At 71.0% G+C, this 13,623-nt stretch carries 15 protein-coding genes and 1 tRNA gene; 7 read left to right on the forward strand and 9 right to left on the reverse strand.

The annotated features are described in order from the left end of the window. Positions 1 to 8 precede the first annotated feature (8 nt). Positions 9 to 1,055, forward strand: coding sequence for a DUF6528 family protein (locus OHA73_RS19265; protein ID WP_267070140.1), 1,047 nt, complete (start codon positions 9 to 11; stop codon positions 1,053 to 1,055). Here OHA73_RS19265 and OHA73_RS19270 read toward each other — a convergent pair. Beyond that, positions 1,044 to 1,673 carry a MerR family transcriptional regulator gene (locus OHA73_RS19270; RefSeq protein ID WP_443063217.1) on the reverse strand — a complete coding sequence of 210 codons (630 nt, stop codon included), beginning with the start codon at positions 1,671 to 1,673 and terminating at the stop codon, positions 1,044 to 1,046. The two genes, OHA73_RS19265 and OHA73_RS19270, sit on opposite strands and share 12 nt — an antisense overlap. 177 nt (positions 1,674 to 1,850) lie before the next feature. Here OHA73_RS19270 and OHA73_RS19275 point away from each other — a divergent pair, with 177 nt between their 5' ends. The 4 genes from OHA73_RS19275 (at position 1,851) to OHA73_RS19290 (ending at position 5,499) form a co-directional block, all read left to right on the forward strand. After that, positions 1,851 to 3,383: a flavin-containing monooxygenase gene (locus OHA73_RS19275; protein ID WP_267070138.1), complete on the forward strand. Its 1,533-nt coding sequence runs from the start codon at positions 1,851 to 1,853 to the stop codon at positions 3,381 to 3,383. Then, positions 3,380 to 4,321, forward strand: a complete 942-nt coding sequence (locus OHA73_RS19280) for an alpha/beta fold hydrolase (protein WP_267070137.1) — start codon at positions 3,380 to 3,382, stop codon at positions 4,319 to 4,321. Before OHA73_RS19275 ends, OHA73_RS19280 begins: the two co-directional genes overlap by 4 nt. Then, complete coding sequence (locus OHA73_RS19285) at positions 4,318 to 5,193, forward strand: SDR family oxidoreductase (RefSeq protein ID WP_266711124.1); 876 nt, start codon at positions 4,318 to 4,320, stop codon at positions 5,191 to 5,193. Before OHA73_RS19280 ends, OHA73_RS19285 begins: the two co-directional genes overlap by 4 nt. 123 nt (positions 5,194 to 5,316) lie before the next feature. Next, positions 5,317 to 5,499 (forward strand): hypothetical protein, encoded by a 183-nt coding sequence (locus OHA73_RS19290; protein WP_266711126.1) that lies wholly within the window; start codon positions 5,317 to 5,319, stop codon positions 5,497 to 5,499. A 115-nt stretch (positions 5,500 to 5,614) separates the two neighbouring features. Here the strand turns inward: OHA73_RS19290 and OHA73_RS19295 are convergent, their stop codons facing one another. After that, positions 5,615 to 6,415, reverse strand: a complete 801-nt coding sequence (locus OHA73_RS19295; protein ID WP_327655660.1) for an exodeoxyribonuclease III — start codon at positions 6,413 to 6,415, stop codon at positions 5,615 to 5,617. A 67-nt stretch (positions 6,416 to 6,482) separates the two neighbouring features. On the opposite strand from OHA73_RS19295, the gene OHA73_RS19300 reads away from it, so the two are divergent. Continuing rightward, entirely contained in the window at positions 6,483 to 6,989 is a 507-nt protein-coding gene (locus tag OHA73_RS19300; RefSeq protein ID WP_267070135.1) for a GNAT family N-acetyltransferase, read from the forward strand. A 62-nt stretch (positions 6,990 to 7,051) separates the two neighbouring features. Here the strand turns inward: OHA73_RS19300 and OHA73_RS19305 are convergent. The 7 genes from OHA73_RS19305 to galU form a co-directional block, all read right to left on the reverse strand. Further along, positions 7,052 to 7,125 (reverse strand) — tRNA-Ala (locus OHA73_RS19305). 91 nt (positions 7,126 to 7,216) lie between these two features. Beyond that, complete coding sequence (gene sepX, locus OHA73_RS19310; RefSeq protein ID WP_327655661.1) at positions 7,217 to 8,518, reverse strand: divisome protein SepX/GlpR; 1,302 nt, start codon at positions 8,516 to 8,518, stop codon at positions 7,217 to 7,219. A gap of 171 nt (positions 8,519 to 8,689) precedes the next feature. Continuing rightward, complete coding sequence (locus OHA73_RS19315; protein WP_266711134.1) at positions 8,690 to 9,334, reverse strand: GNAT family N-acetyltransferase; 645 nt, start codon at positions 9,332 to 9,334, stop codon at positions 8,690 to 8,692. Positions 9,335 to 9,354: 20 nt separating this feature from the next. Continuing rightward, positions 9,355 to 9,882, reverse strand: coding sequence for a MogA/MoaB family molybdenum cofactor biosynthesis protein (locus OHA73_RS19320; protein ID WP_266711136.1), 528 nt, complete (start codon positions 9,880 to 9,882; stop codon positions 9,355 to 9,357). Then, positions 9,879 to 10,397, reverse strand: a complete 519-nt coding sequence (gene moaC, locus OHA73_RS19325; protein WP_266711138.1) for a cyclic pyranopterin monophosphate synthase MoaC — start codon at positions 10,395 to 10,397, stop codon at positions 9,879 to 9,881. The genes OHA73_RS19320 and moaC overlap by 4 nt, the downstream gene beginning before the upstream one ends. Before the next feature lie 96 nt (positions 10,398 to 10,493). After that, positions 10,494 to 11,900 carry a molybdotransferase-like divisome protein Glp gene (gene glp / locus OHA73_RS19330; protein ID WP_443063096.1) on the reverse strand — a complete coding sequence of 469 codons (1,407 nt, stop codon included), beginning with the start codon at positions 11,898 to 11,900 and terminating at the stop codon, positions 10,494 to 10,496. 65 nt (positions 11,901 to 11,965) lie between these two features. Then, the gene (gene galU / locus OHA73_RS19335; RefSeq protein WP_266711142.1) at positions 11,966 to 12,868 is read right to left on the reverse strand and encodes a UTP--glucose-1-phosphate uridylyltransferase GalU; all 903 of its coding nucleotides are present in this window, start codon (positions 12,866 to 12,868) and stop codon (positions 11,966 to 11,968) included. 94 nt (positions 12,869 to 12,962) lie between these two features. Between galU and OHA73_RS19340 the strand changes: the two genes are divergently transcribed. Next, the gene (locus OHA73_RS19340; protein WP_327655662.1) at positions 12,963 to 13,595 is read left to right on the forward strand and encodes a 5-formyltetrahydrofolate cyclo-ligase; all 633 of its coding nucleotides are present in this window, start codon (positions 12,963 to 12,965) and stop codon (positions 13,593 to 13,595) included. Positions 13,596 to 13,623: the final 28 nt, after the last annotated feature.

Consider the following 13,623-nt stretch of genomic DNA (forward strand, 5'->3'; position numbering starts at 1 on the left):
GGGGTTTCATGTCGCGCGGTTCTTCGCACGGTTCATCGCCCAGCTCATCGCACGGTTCACGAAGAGAGGTGCTGCTCGGCGCCGCGGGAATCGGGGCGGCGCTGGCACTCGGCAGTACGGGGAGAGCCGCGGCGGCGACTCCCGGGCTGCCACCCGTCCTCATCACCGAGCAGGCGAGCAAGCGGCTGCTGGTGATGGATTCGCGGGTGGGGGTGTGGGACCCGGCGGAGAATCCCGGCGTCGTGCGCTGGGCGTTCTCACCCCTGGGCGACGCCCGGTACCGGGACGTCGAGCCCGACATCAGCTGGGTGTACCCGAGCGAGGCGAAGGCGCGCCGGTATCGCGGGCGTACGTTCGTGCTGACCACGGCCTCGTTCGGGTTCGTGGGCGTGGTGGAGTGGCCGAGCGGGCGCCGCTACTGGGCCGGGGCGCTCGGCCCCGGGGACGATCTGATCAACCCGCACACCGCCGAGATCCTGCCGGACGGGAACGTCGCCGTCGCGTGCAGCACGGGCGCGCGGGTGCGCCTGTACGCGGCGTCCCTCGGGCCGCACTCCACGCGGTACACGGAGGCCGAGCTGAAGGGGGCGCACGGGCTGCACTGGGACCGGGCGCGCGAGGTGCTGTGGGTCATGGGTGACGACGAGCTGGTGGCCTACGGGGTGGAGGGCACGCGGGTGCGGCCCTCGCTGGTGCGGCGGTTCGGCGTGGCCCTGCCGGTCGCGACTCCGGGCAAGTCCGCCGGCGGGCACGACCTGTTCCCCGTGGCCGGGGTTCCGGGGCGGATGTGGGTGACGACGAGCGCGTCGGTGTTCCAGTACGACATCGCGAGCCGCAGCTTCGTGCAGGACTTCGCGGGGGCCTCGGAGATCGTCCGGAAGTCCGTGAAATGCGTGGGGGACGATCCGCGCACCGGGCGGGTGGTCACCACCGTCCCGGAGCCCGGGCTCGGGGAGACCTGGTGGACGACGACCGTGAGCCTGCACCGGCCGACAGGGTCCTTCAAGTACGTCAACGGCGGGATCTACAAGGCCCGTTGGTGGCTACCCAGGTGACCCGTCGGACGATTCCAGCCTGCGGTCGAGCGCGAGGGACAGCTCCGCCTCCACGACTCCCTTCGCCAGCGGGCGCAGGCGGTCGATGTCCTTGTCGGAGGCGTGCTCGGCGACGAGGTCGGTGAAGAGGGTGGCCAGGGCGTCCGCGTGTTCGCGCACGCGCTTGGCCGCCGCCAGGACGTCGGCCAGCGGGATGCCCTCGCGGACCAGGGCCGCCGAGATGTCGAGCAGCCGGCGGCTGATGTGCACGATCTCCTCGCCGTCGATGCCCAAGTAGCCCAGATCCAGGGCGGCCTGGAGGTTCTCGGGCGTGACGTCGTCGGCGAAGTGGTCGGCGAGCTCGGCGGCGGAGAGACGGACGGGGACCTCCTCCGTGGGCTGCACGCCGAGGAGTTCGCCGACGTCGCGGCCGCGGTCGAAGGCCTCGGAGAGCTCGCTGATCCCGTTGAGGGTGTGGCCGCGGTCCAGGAGCGAGGCGATCGTGCGCAGCCGGTCCAGGTGCGTCTCGTCGTACCAGGCGATGCGGCCCTCGCGGCGGGGCGGCTTGATGAGCCCGCGTTCACGGTAGAAGCGCACGGTACGGACCGTGATCCCGGCCGCCTTCGCCAGCTCTTCCATGCGGTACTCGTGCTTCTTTCCGTGTCCCGTCTCATCCTGTGCCACGTCGGAAACCTTATGCCGTACTGCCGGTAACTTTCCTTGGCCCGACCCCTACCCATGAGTACGCAGAGCCTCTACTCTCCGAATTACGCCAGTATTCACTGGCAGAGTCGCTGCGGCAAAGGAGGCGCCGGGATGCCCGAGCAGGAGCACGAGCACGTACGAGTGGCGGTGATCGGGTCCGGCTTCGGCGGCCTCGGCGCGGCGGTCAGGCTGCGGCGCGAGGGGATCACCGACTTCGTGGTCCTGGAGCGGGCCGACGCGGTCGGCGGGACCTGGCGCGACAACAGCTACCCGGGATGCGCCTGCGACGTGCCGTCCCACCTGTACTCCTTCTCGTTCGCACCCAACCCCGACTGGCCGCGGACGTTCTCCGGGCAGGAGCACATCCGGGAGTACCTGGAGCACGTCGCCGACACCTTCCGGCTTCGGCCGCACATCCGCCTCAACTCCGAGGTGACGCAGCTGCGTTGGGACAGCGACCAGCTGTGGTGGGAGATCGACACGGCGAAGGGGAAGCTCACCGCCGACGTCGTCGTGTCCGCCACCGGACCGCTGTCCGACCCGAAGACGCCGGACATCGCCGGGATCGACACCTTCCCCGGCAAGGTCTTCCACTCCGCGCAGTGGGACCACGAGTACGACCTGCGGGGCAAGCGCGTCGCCATGATCGGGACGGGTGCGTCGGCCATCCAGATCGTGCCGGCCATCCAGAAGGAGGTCGGGCACCTCACCCTCTTCCAGCGCACGCCACCGTGGGTGATGCCGCGCGCCGACCGGGCCATCTCGCCGGCCGAACGCTGGCTGCACCGGCAGCTGCCCGTCACCACTCAGGCGCGCCGCGGACTCCTGTGGGGCATCCGGGAGTTGCAGGTCCAGGCGTTCACCAAGCACCCGAACGAACTGGGCATGGTCGAGCAGCTGGCCAAGCGGAACATGCACCGGGCGATCAAGGACCCGGGGCTGCGCGCCAAGCTCACCCCGGACTACCGCATCGGCTGCAAGCGGATCCTGCTCTCCAACACGTACTACCCGGCGCTCGCCCAGCCCAACGTCGACGTCGTCGCCTCCGGACTGAGCGAGATCCGCGGGAACACCCTCGTCGCATCGGACGGCAGCGAGGCCGAGGTCGACGCGATCGTCTTCGGCACCGGCTTCCACGTCACCGACATGCCGATCGCGGACCGGGTGATCGGCGCCGACGGCGACACGCTCATGCAGTCGTGGAAGAACGGCATGAAGGCGCTGCGCGGCGCCACGGCCGCCGGATTCCCGAACTTCATGACCGTCATCGGCCCGAACACCGGCCTCGGGAACTCCTCGATGATCCTCATGATCGAGGCCCAGCTGAACTACCTGGCCGACTACATGCGCCAACTGCACGTCCTCGGCGGCCGCGTCGCCCTCAACCCGCGCGAGACCGCCGTCAACGGCTGGAACAACCGCGTGCAGGACCGCATGAAGCGCACCGTGTGGAACACCGGCGGCTGCAACAGCTGGTACCTCGACGAGAACGGGGTCAACACGACGGTGTGGCCGGGCACGACCACCGAATTCCGGCACGCCACCCGGCATGTCGACGTAGGCGAGTACGAGGTGGTGCGCGCGCCCGCGGAGCCGGCCACGCCCACGCGTACCAAGAAGAAGGCCAAGGTGAACGCCGCATGAGCCGTCTGATGCGCCATGTGACGACGGGACCGTACGCACCGCCCGTCGCCGCCCGCGAGCTGACCGTCACCTCCGCGGACGGGGCGCGGCTCCACGTCGAGGTGCACGGCCCCGAGGGTGCCCCGGCCGTGCTGCTCTCGCACGGCTGGACCTGCTCCACGGCGTTCTGGGCAGCGCAGACGCGGGCCCTCGCCACCGACCACCGGGTGATCGTGTACGACCAGCGGGGGCACGGCCGCAGCCCGGCAGCCACCCAACTCCCGTACACCACCGACATGTTGGCCGACGACCTGGAGGCCGTGCTCGGCGCGACGCTGGAGCCGGGCGAGCAGGCGGTGCTCGCCGGGCACTCCATGGGCGGCATGACGATGATGGCCGCCGCCGGGCGCCCCAAGTTCCAGGAGCACGCGGCCGCCGTCCTGCTGTGCAGCACCGGAAGCTCGCAGCTCGTGGCCGAGGCGACCGTGGTGCCGATGATGCGCGCGAGCGGCCTCCGCACCCGCGTCACCCGCGCGATCCTCGGCTCCAAGGCACCGCTCGGTCCCGTCACACCGATCGGCAAGCGGGTCCTCAAGTACGCGACGATGGGCCCGGGTTCGGCCGCCGACAAGGTCGAGGCCTGCGCGCGAATCGTGCACGCCTGCCCGCGCGAGGTGCGCTACGGCTGGTCACACGTACTCGAACACCTCCAACTGGACGCCGGGGTCGAGCAGTTGACCATGCCGGTCGCCGTCGTCGCAGGCACCGACGACCGCCTCACCCCGGTCGCACACGCCCGCCGGATCGCCGCCGCGCTCCCCAACTCTGCGGGCCTGACCGAACTGGCGGGCCTCGGCCACATGACACCCGTCGAGGCCCCCGAGGCCGTCACGACGAAGATCCGCGAACTTTCCCAGAAGTACCAGTCGCAGTCGCAGAAGGGGGCCGATGCCGCATGAGCAGGGTCAGTCTCGAAGGTCAGGTCGCGGTCGTCACGGGAGCCGCGCGCGGCGTGGGCGAACTGCTCGCACGCAAGCTGTCGGCACGCGGCGCGAAGATCGCGCTCGTCGGGCTCGAACCGGACGAGCTGAAGCAGGTGGCCGGGCGGCTGCACTCCGACGCCGACTGGTGGCACGCGGATGTCACGGACCACGTGGCGATGGCGCAGGTCGCCCAGGAGGTCAAGGACCGCTTCGGGAAGGTCGACATCGTCATCGCCAACGCGGGCGTCGCGACCGGCGGCCCCTTCGCCGAATCCGACCCGGTGGCATGGCGCCGCGTCATCGAGGTCAACCTCATCGGCTCCGCCGTGACGGCCCGCGCCTTCCTCCCCGTACTGACGGAGTCCCGCGGCTACCTGCTGCAGATCGCCTCCCTCGCCGCGATCACACCCGCCCCGATGATGACCGCCTACTGCGCGTCCAAGTCGGGCGTGGAGGCGTACGCGCACAGCCTGCGCGCCGAGGTCGGCCACAAGGGCGTACGCGTCGGCGTCGGCTACCTGTCGTGGACGGACACCGACATGGTGCGCGGCGCCGACCAGGACGACGTGATGCGCGAGCTGCGCCAGCAGCTGCCGTGGCCGTCGAACAAGACGTACCCGCTGGGCCCGGCGGTCGACCGCCTCGTGGCGGGCATCGAGCGCCGCTCGCCCCACGTGTACGCGCAGTGGTGGCTGCGCGGCATGCAGGGCATACGCGGATACCTGCCCGCGGCGATCGGAGTCATCGGCCAGCAGCGGATGCGGCGCTTCGAGGGCCGCCTCGACACCGTCTCCAAGGGCCTCGTGGGCGCGGGCGGCGCCGCCGACGAGGCCGCACGAGGCCACTGACCTGCACTTTCCTCATCCCACCCGCCATCCCGAACACAGTCCGTCATTGATCAAAATGCGGCGAATCGGGCACCGTGTAAGTCTGGTCGAGGCCCAACCCCCACCCTTCATGGAGTGCATCAAATGGGTATCTCTGACCAGTTCAAGGACAAGGCCGAGCAGCTGCAGGACAAGGCCAAGGACGCCATGGGCGGCTCCGAGGGCAAGTCCGAGGAAGGCCAGGACCGCGCCAAGGACGGCATGGACCAGGCCAAGGACAAGGCGCAGGACGCCGCCCAGGACGCCAAGGACCGCTTCCAGCAGTGACGCCACCTGAACACATGTGACTGGGCCCCGTCCGGATCTCCGGACGGGGCCCAGTCATGTCGGCTCCCTGGCTCCTGGCTCCTGGCTCCTGGCTCCTGGCTCCTGGCTCGGGCGCCTACTCGTACACGACGGTGACGGGTGCGTGATCCGACCACCGCTCGTCGTGCGTGGCGGCCCGCTCGACGAAGCCCTTCACCGCGCGCCCGGCGAGCCCCGGCGTCGAAATCTGATAATCGATGCGCCAACCTGCATCGTTGTCGAAAGCCCGCCCCCGATACGACCACCACGAGTACGGCCCCTCGACGTCCGGGTGCAGTGAGCGGACCACGTCGACGTAGCCGCCGTCCGTAGGCTCGAAGACGGAGGACAGCCATGCGCGCTCCTCCGGCAGGAAGCCGGAGTTCTTCTTGTTGCCCTTCCAGTTCTTGAGGTCGGCCTCCTGGTGGGCGATGTTCCAGTCGCCGCAGACCACGACCTCGCGGCCGTCGGCGGCGGCGCGCTCGCGCAGGGACTTCAGGTAGGGCAGGAACTCCCCCATGAACCGGATCTTCTCGTCCTGGCGCTCCGTGCCGACCTCGCCGGAGGGCAGGTAGAGGCTGGCGACGGTGACGCCCGGCAGGTCCACCTCGACGTAGCGGCCGCTGTCCGCGAACTCGGCCGAGCCGAACCCGATCCGCACCCGCTCCGGCTCGCGCCGCGTATAGAGGGAGACACCGGCCCGCCCCTTGGCGGCGGCCGGCGCGTGCACGACGTGCCAGCCCTCGGGCTCACGCACGTTCTCCGGCAGCTGGTGCGGCTCGGCGCGCACTTCCTGGAGGCAGACGGCGTCGGCGGAGGTCTCGGCGAGCCACTCCACGAAGCCCTTCTTGGCGGCGGCCCGGAGCCCGTTCACATTCACAGAGGTCACAGTCAGCACCCCGGCACGATACCGGCATATCGAAAGACTCGACCGCAAGCTCCCGCATAGAGTTACGATGGTTCGTATGAGTATTCAGCTTCCTGGAGTCGAGGCCCCGCTCCTGCGCCCCACCTCCTTCGGCCACCGCGACGCGATCGCGCTGAACGACCGCGTCCAGCTCGAGTACGCGGAGCGGTACGGCGACGAGGGCGACGTCACGCCGCTGGACCCGACGATGTTCGAGCCGCCGCGCGGCCTCTACCTGATCGCGTACGACGCCTCGGGCACGCCGCTCGCGACCGGCGGCTGGCGCGGCCAGGAGGAGAACGAGGAGGGGTACGCGGACGGCGACGCCGAGCTGAAGCGCATGTACGTCACTCCGGAGGCGCGCGGCCTTGGCCTGGCGCGGCAGATTCTCGCGGCGCTGGAGGAGGACGCCCGGGCGGCGGGGCGTACGCGCATGGTTCTGGAGACGGGCCTCAAGCAGCCGGAGGCGATAGCCCTGTACACGTCGAGCGGTTACGAGCCGTGCGCCAAGTTCGGCCACTACCGGTTCGACGAGTTGAGCCGGTGCTTCGCGAAGAAGCTGTAGGCGTCGTCCTCACGGAGAAACGCGAAAGCCCCGACGGTTTCCCGTCGGGGCTTTCATTGCAGTGGACGTGAGGGGATTCGAACCCCTGGCCCCCTCGATGCGAACGAGGTGCGCTACCGGACTGCGCCACACGCCCTTGCAACGAGTGAAACTCTAGCACCCCGATCCGGGTGCTTGGAAATCCGTTCCCTGGCTGGTCAGCCGGGCGGGTTCCGGAGTGGTCCGGCTCACTCGTTGGCGGCGCGCGGCCTGCCGTCGGCGCCGTCGTCGAACTGGTCGAAGAGCGGCGTGCGGCCGCGCTCGCGGGAGCGGCGGGCGGAGGCGGCGCGGCGGGCGTCGCTGCGGCCGTCGTCGGCCACCGGCTCGGCGGACTCCGCGGAGTCCGGGGTGTGCTCCTCCTGCTGCTGCGCGGCCTGTTCCGCGGCGGAGGAGCGGGCGGAGCTCCACGTCTCGGGTGCGTTGTAGTCGATGCCGCCGGTGGCGCGTGGGGCGACGGGGGCGGTGACGTACGTGGGCAGGGGCACGGGGACCGGGTCCCAGCTGTCGCCGGGGCCCGGGTGGCGCTGCCGCTCGCGCTGCTGGTCGACCCACTCCTGATGGTCGGTCTGCTCGACGAGGGCGCGCCGGTCGGCGGCGAGGGCCTCGAGGCCGGGATCGGTGGCGGTCTCGTCCACCGATGGTCCTTCCTCCTGGTCCTCGGCCGCGGCGCGTGCCGCGGCCGGCTGCCGCCTGCGCGGCTGGCGCTCCCGCAGTCGCTGCGCGGCGACCTCGGCGCGACGGCGATCCATGACGTAGGCGTAGCGGCGTCGCTCCTGCGTGCGCAGGTAGACGATGTACGCGCTGAGGAGCAGGGCGGGGGCCGCGGGCGCCCACAGGAACGCGACGCCGCCGACGGCTGCCACGACGGCGCCGATCGTGAAGGCGGCGAAGAGCAGCACGGTCGTGCGGCGGCGGCGCGCGAGCACCTTGGTGCGCCGGGCGCGCGCGGCCTGTGCCTCGGCGGCGGCGGAAGCGGCGCGGGCGGCGCGGGACTTGGCGGGTGCCGTGGACTCGGCCGCCGGTTCGGGCTCGCGGGCGGCGGGCTCCACGCGTTCGCGGGCGGGTTCCACGCGTTCGCGGGTCGGTTCCACGCGTTCACGGGCGGGTACCGCCCGCTCGCGGTTCGGTTCCGCGAACTCCCGGGCGGAATCGTGGTGTTCACGGCTTTCGCGGCGTTCACGCCCCGCGTGCGGGGCGCGTCGCTCCCCGGAAGGAGACATGCCGACGTCCCGGACGTCCACCCCTTCGGTGGGTGCGTCCGGGTCGACCGGGTCGCCGCGCCGCTCGTCCGCCTCGGGCGAGCGCGCCTGCAGGTCCTTGGCGTACCGGCGCTCCATGCCCGCCCGGCCGGAGAGAAGCCGGATGGCGGTGCTGAAGCGTTCCGTCGGACGAGCTTCGTTCAACTCGTCCTGCCTACGGAGCCACATCGGCACCAAGTAGGCGGCCCAGGCCCCGACGATGACTGCGTAGATGAGGCCGCTGCTGCTCACGGACACACCGTAGAGGGGTTTGCACGGGGTCATCCGCCAATTGAGTCGGTGTGTCGCACGATCTGGCTGATAATCCGAGCTTTTTTGCGATCGATGTGATCAACAGGACGACCTTCGGGGGAATTCAATGACCCCTGACGGTGCCTCATCGATCAATTTCGAACATTTATTTCATTTCGAGGGGGTGCCGGGATCGACCGCGTTGGGGGCACTCGGACCTGCGGCGTTTCCACGCCGCTCGCGACGTCGACGCTTCAGGAGTCCTTCCGGGACCTCTTCGGCGGTGAGCGCGAAGACAAGATGGTCGCGCCAGGCCCCGTCGATGTGGAGATACCGTGGGCGGAGCCCCTCCTCGCGGAATCCGAGTTTCTCCACGACCCTGCGGCTCGGCCCGTTCTCCGGCCGAATACAGACCTCGATGCGGTGCAGCCCCACGGTGCGGAAGCAGTGGTCGACCGCGAGCGCGACGGCCGTCGGCATCACGCCCCGGCCCGCCACCGACTGGTCCACCCAGTACCCGACATGGCCCGAGCACATCGACCCCCAGGTGATCCCGGCGACGGTCAACTGCCCGACGAGGCGGCCCTGGTACTCGACGACGAAGGGCAGCATCCGGCCCGCGTTCGCCTCCGAGCGCAGGTGGCGCACCATTTGACGGTATGTCGGGCGGTGCGTGATCGGACCGCTCGGGGTGGGCGGCGGGATGGTCGCCTCCCAGGGGCGCAGCCAGTCGCGGTTGCGCCGGTTCACTTCGCGCCAGGCACGCTGGTCGCGCAGCCTTATGGGGCGGAGGACGACATCGCCCTCCACCAGCACGACGGGCCACGACGGGCTGTTCAGCGCGCACCCCCGGGTGCCTGGACATCGGGTCTGGGATCGCTTCTGGGGTGGTCGCCGCCGTGGATCTGGTCGACGGCGTGGGTCAGCAGCGGCCCGAGAACGGCGAGCCCGTCCTTCACGCCCCCGCTGGAACCCGGCAGGTTCACGATCAGTGTGCGCCCGGCGACCCCCGCGAGGCCACGCGAGAGCGCCGCCGTGGGCACCTTCTCCCGGCCGTACGCGCGGATCGCCTCCGGGATGCCCGGCACCTCGCGGTCGAGGACGCGGGCCGTCGCCTCGGGGGTGCGGTCGGTGGGCGAGATGCCGGTGCCGCCGGTGGTGATCACGACGTCGTACGCCGCCTCGACCGCGGCCCGCAGGGCGGCCTCCACGGGGTCGCCGTCCGGCACCACCTGGGGGCCCTCGACGGCGAAGCCCAGCTTCCTCAGGCCCTCCGCGATCAGGGGGCCGCCCTTGTCCTCGTAGATCCCGGCGGCGGCCCGGTTGGAGGCCGTGACGACGAGGGCGCGGTAGCTGTCGGTCATGCCCTGGCCTCCCGGTTCCAGACCCCGGACTTGCCCCCGGTCTTCTCCTCGACCCGTACGTCCGAGATGACCGCTCCCTTGTCGACCGCCTTGACCATGTCGACGACGGTGAGCGCGGCGACCGAGACCGCCGTGAGCGCCTCCATCTCGACTCCCGTGCGGTCCGTGGTCTTCACGGTGGCGAGGATCTCCACGGCGTCGTCCGCCACGGACAGGTCGAGCTTCACGCCGGACACGGCCAGCGGGTGGCAGAGCGGGATCAGGTCGGGGGTGCGCTTGGCGCCCATGATTCCCGCGATGCGCGCCGTGGCGAGCGCGTCCCCCTTGGGCACGCCCTCGCCGCGCAGCAGCTCCACCACGCGCGGCGAGACGAGGACGCGGCCGCTGGCGCGGGCGGTGCGCGCGGTGACGTCCTTCTCCGATACGTCGACCATGCGGGCGGCGCCCGCTTCGTCGATGTGCGTGAGCCGGCCGGTCCTGTCCTGCTGGTCCTGTTGGTCTGGCGAAGTACTCATGCTGGTGTGGCGCTCCCGATCCGAGCCGTGCGCGGTGCGGCGCGCCGGACGATTTGTGCGCGACACGCTATCGCGAGCCTCCGACAATCGGCTCTCTCAGCCCAGCAGGACCACGTCCACCTCGGTGCCCGGCTCCACCGACGTCATGTCCTCGGGGACCACGATCAGCGAGTCCGCCTGCGCGAGCGCCGCGATGAGGTGCGAGCCGGCGCCGCCGACGGGGGCGACCTCGCCGGCCTCGGCGTCGTACACGCCGCGCAGGAACTGGCGGCGGCCTGAGGGCGAGGTGAGCGCCTTGTCGGCGGTGAGCGTCGCGCGGTCCTTCGGGCGGTGCACGGTGTCCTCGGGCAGGCCCATCAGGGTGCGGATCGCGGGGCGTACGAACAGTTCGAAGGAGACGTACGACGACACGGGGTTGCCCGGCAGCGCGAGCAGCGGGGTGTGGTCGGGGCCGATGGATCCGAAGCCCTGCGGCTTGCCGGGCTGCATGGCGAGTTTGCGGAACTCGACGCCGCTGCCGGCCCCGATGCCCTCCTCGTCGTCCGGGTCGCCGATGCCGCTCAGGGCCTCCTTGACCACGTCGTACGCGCCGACGCTGACGCCGCCCGTCGTCACGATGAGGTCGGCGCGGATCAGCTGGTCCTCGATGGTGGAGCGCAGCGTCTCGGCGTCGTCGTCGACCGCGCCCACCCGGTAGGCGATGGCTCCGGCGTCGCGGGCGGCGGCGGTGAGGGCGAAGCTGTTGGAGTCGTAGATCTGGCCCGGCGCCAACTGTTCGCCGGGCTGGACGAGTTCGGTGCCGGTGGAGACGACGACCACGCGCGGGCGCGGGCACACGCGTACGGTGCCGCGGCCGATGGCGGCGAGCAGCGCGATCTGCGGCGGGCCGAGGACGGTGCCGACGGTGAGCGCCCGGTCGCCCGCCTGTACGTCGCTGCCCTGCGCGCGTACGTGCGCGCGTGCTTCGGCGGGGCGGTGCACGCGGACCTCTCCTGAGGCACCCTCAGGGGCCGTGCTGTGGGCCGCCATCGAGGTGACGGGGCCCGCGCCGAGCCCTCCGTCGGTCCACTCCACGGGAACCACGGCCTCGGCCCCGGGCGGCAGCGGGGCGCCCGTCATGATGCGGGCGGCCTCGCCGGGGCCGACGGTGGGCTGTTCGGCCTGGCCCGCGGCGACGTCGCCGATCACCGTGAGCACGGCGGGGAACTCCTCGCTCGCGCCCGCGATGTCCGCGACGCGCACCGCGTACCCGTCCATCGAGCTGTTGTCGAACGGCGGCAGTGACAGCGGGACCGTCACCTCTTCGACGAGCACACAGCCCTGCGCGTCGAGGAGTTGGAGCTCGATGGGGTCGAGCGCGGTGACGGTGGCGAGGATGTCCTCCAGATGCTCGTCCACCGACCAGATCTGCGCGCGGTCCGTCGTGGCACTGAAACTGTTCACTGCTGCTCCCCTGCTCCTCGTGCCGGTTTTCTGGTACTCCGGTGTTACTACCACGGGCATTGTGTGACGCCCTGGAGGTGGGGTGCCGTACCGGGGCGCAGGTCCGCCGGGGAGCGAGCGGGGTGTCAGATCTCCTCGGCGACGTAGCCGCGCAGCCAGGCGCGGAACTCCGGGCCCAGGTCCTCACGTTCGCACGCGAGGCGGACGATCGCCTTGAGGTAGTCGCCGCGGTCGCCGGTGTCGTAGCGGCGGCCCTTGAAGACGACGCCGTGCACGGGGCCGCCGATCTTCTCGTCGGCGGCGAGCTGCTGGAGCGCGTCGGTGAGCTGGATCTCGCCGCCGCGGCCGGGCTCGGTCTTGCGCAGTATGTCGAAGACGGCGGGGTCGAGTACGTAGCGGCCGATGATGGCGTAGTTGGAGGGGGCGTCGGCCGGATCCGGCTTCTCCACCAGGTCGGTGACCTGTACGACGGCGCCGTCCGATGTGGCCTGGACCGCGGCACATCCGTAGAGGTGGATCTGGGAGGGCTCCACCTCCATGAGCGCGATGACGCTGCCGCCGTGCTCCTCCTGGACCTCCACCATCTTCTGGAGCAGGGGGTCGCGGGGGTCGATCAGGTCGTCGCCGAGCAGCACCGCGAACGGCTCGTCGCCCACGTGGGGGGCGGCGCACAGGACCGCGTGGCCGAGGCCTCTGGGGTCGCCCTGGCGCACGTAGTGGATCGTGGCGAGGTCGTTGGACTCCTGGACCTTGGCCAGGCGGTCCGCGTCGCCCTTCTTTTGAAGGGCCGCCTCCAGCTCGTGGTTGCGGTCGAAGTGGTCCTCCAGCGGGCGCTTGTTGCGACCTGTGATCATCAGTACGTCGCCGAGTCCCGCGGACGCGGCCTCTTCGACCACGTACTGGATCGCCGGCTTGTCGACGACCGGGAGCATCTCCTTGGGAGTCGCCTTCGTGGCGGGCAGGAACCTGGTGCCGAGGCCCGCGGCGGGGATGACAGCCTTGGTGATCCTGGTGTGCGCGTCAGTCATGCGAGTCACCATATCCGGCTGCTATGGGCGGAATCTGTGGGTCCGCTTTGAAGGCACATATATGCGTCGAATAGGAGAGGTTTGTGACCCGGCTATGAGTCCGCACACCGATGAGCCCGCAGAAGATCCGCGCGGCGCCCATCCTGACAAGCGTTCATTGCGCAGGGAGTTCCTCCGGGTGAGGAACGCGTTGACGGAGGATGACATACGGGAGACGGAGCGGGCCGTGGCCCGCCGGGCTCTCGAACTCGACGAGTTGGCGAACGCCCGCACGGTGGCGGCGTATGTCTCCGTGGGCGGCGAGCCGGGGACGGGCGCGCTCCTCGACGCCCTTCGCGCGCGCGGGACGCGCGTACTGCTGCCTGCCCTGCTGCCCGACAACGACCTGGACTGGGGCGCGTACGACGGGGCGGCTTCGCTCACCACGGTGCGACACCCGGGAAAGATGGCCCTGTTGGAGCCCGGCGGCGAGCGGCTCGGCCCCGCCGCCGTCCTGGAGGCGGACGCGGTGCTGCTGCCGGGGCTCGCCGTGGACGCGCGCGGGATGCGGCTCGGCCGCGGCGGCGGCTCGTACGACCGGGTGCTCGCGCGCCTGGAGGCGGCCGGTGCCCGGCCCGCGCTGGTCGTCCTGCTCCACGACAGCGAGGTCGTCGCGCACCTCCCCCAGGAGGCGCACGACAAGGCCGTGGACGCGGTGGTGACGCCCTCGGGCGTGCGGCGCTTCTGACCACCGCACCGCACATGCGAAAGGGGCC

This window comes from Streptomyces sp. NBC_00483 (assembly GCF_036013745.1).
Taxonomy (GTDB): Bacteria; Actinomycetota; Actinomycetes; order Streptomycetales; family Streptomycetaceae; genus Streptomyces.

Bases quoted from the DNA above. Each gene is read 5' to 3' on its own strand.
- OHA73_RS19265 (WP_267070140.1), top strand. From the start codon at position 9: ATGTCGCGCGGTTCTTCGCACGGTTCATCGCCCAGCTCATCGCACGGT.
- OHA73_RS19270 (WP_443063217.1), bottom strand. From the start codon at position 1,673: ATGGAAGAGCTGGCGAAGGCGGCCGGGATCACGGTCCGTACCGTGCGC.
- OHA73_RS19275 (WP_267070138.1), top strand. From the start codon at position 1,851: ATGCCCGAGCAGGAGCACGAGCACGTACGAGTGGCGGTGATCGGGTCC.
- OHA73_RS19280 (WP_267070137.1), top strand. From the start codon at position 3,380: ATGAGCCGTCTGATGCGCCATGTGACGACGGGACCGTACGCACCGCCC.
- OHA73_RS19285 (WP_266711124.1), top strand. From the start codon at position 4,318: ATGAGCAGGGTCAGTCTCGAAGGTCAGGTCGCGGTCGTCACGGGAGCC.
- OHA73_RS19290 (WP_266711126.1), top strand. From the start codon at position 5,317: ATGGGTATCTCTGACCAGTTCAAGGACAAGGCCGAGCAGCTGCAGGAC.
- OHA73_RS19300 (WP_267070135.1), top strand. From the start codon at position 6,483: ATGAGTATTCAGCTTCCTGGAGTCGAGGCCCCGCTCCTGCGCCCCACC.
- OHA73_RS19320 (WP_266711136.1), bottom strand. From the start codon at position 9,882: ATGACCGACAGCTACCGCGCCCTCGTCGTCACGGCCTCCAACCGGGCC.
- moaC (WP_266711138.1), bottom strand. From the start codon at position 10,397: ATGAGTACTTCGCCAGACCAACAGGACCAGCAGGACAGGACCGGCCGG.
- glp (WP_443063096.1), bottom strand. From the start codon at position 11,900: ATGCCCGTGGTAGTAACACCGGAGTACCAGAAAACCGGCACGAGGAGC.
- galU (WP_266711142.1), bottom strand. From the start codon at position 12,868: ATGACTGACGCGCACACCAGGATCACCAAGGCTGTCATCCCCGCCGCG.
- OHA73_RS19340 (WP_327655662.1), top strand. From the start codon at position 12,963: ATGAGTCCGCACACCGATGAGCCCGCAGAAGATCCGCGCGGCGCCCAT.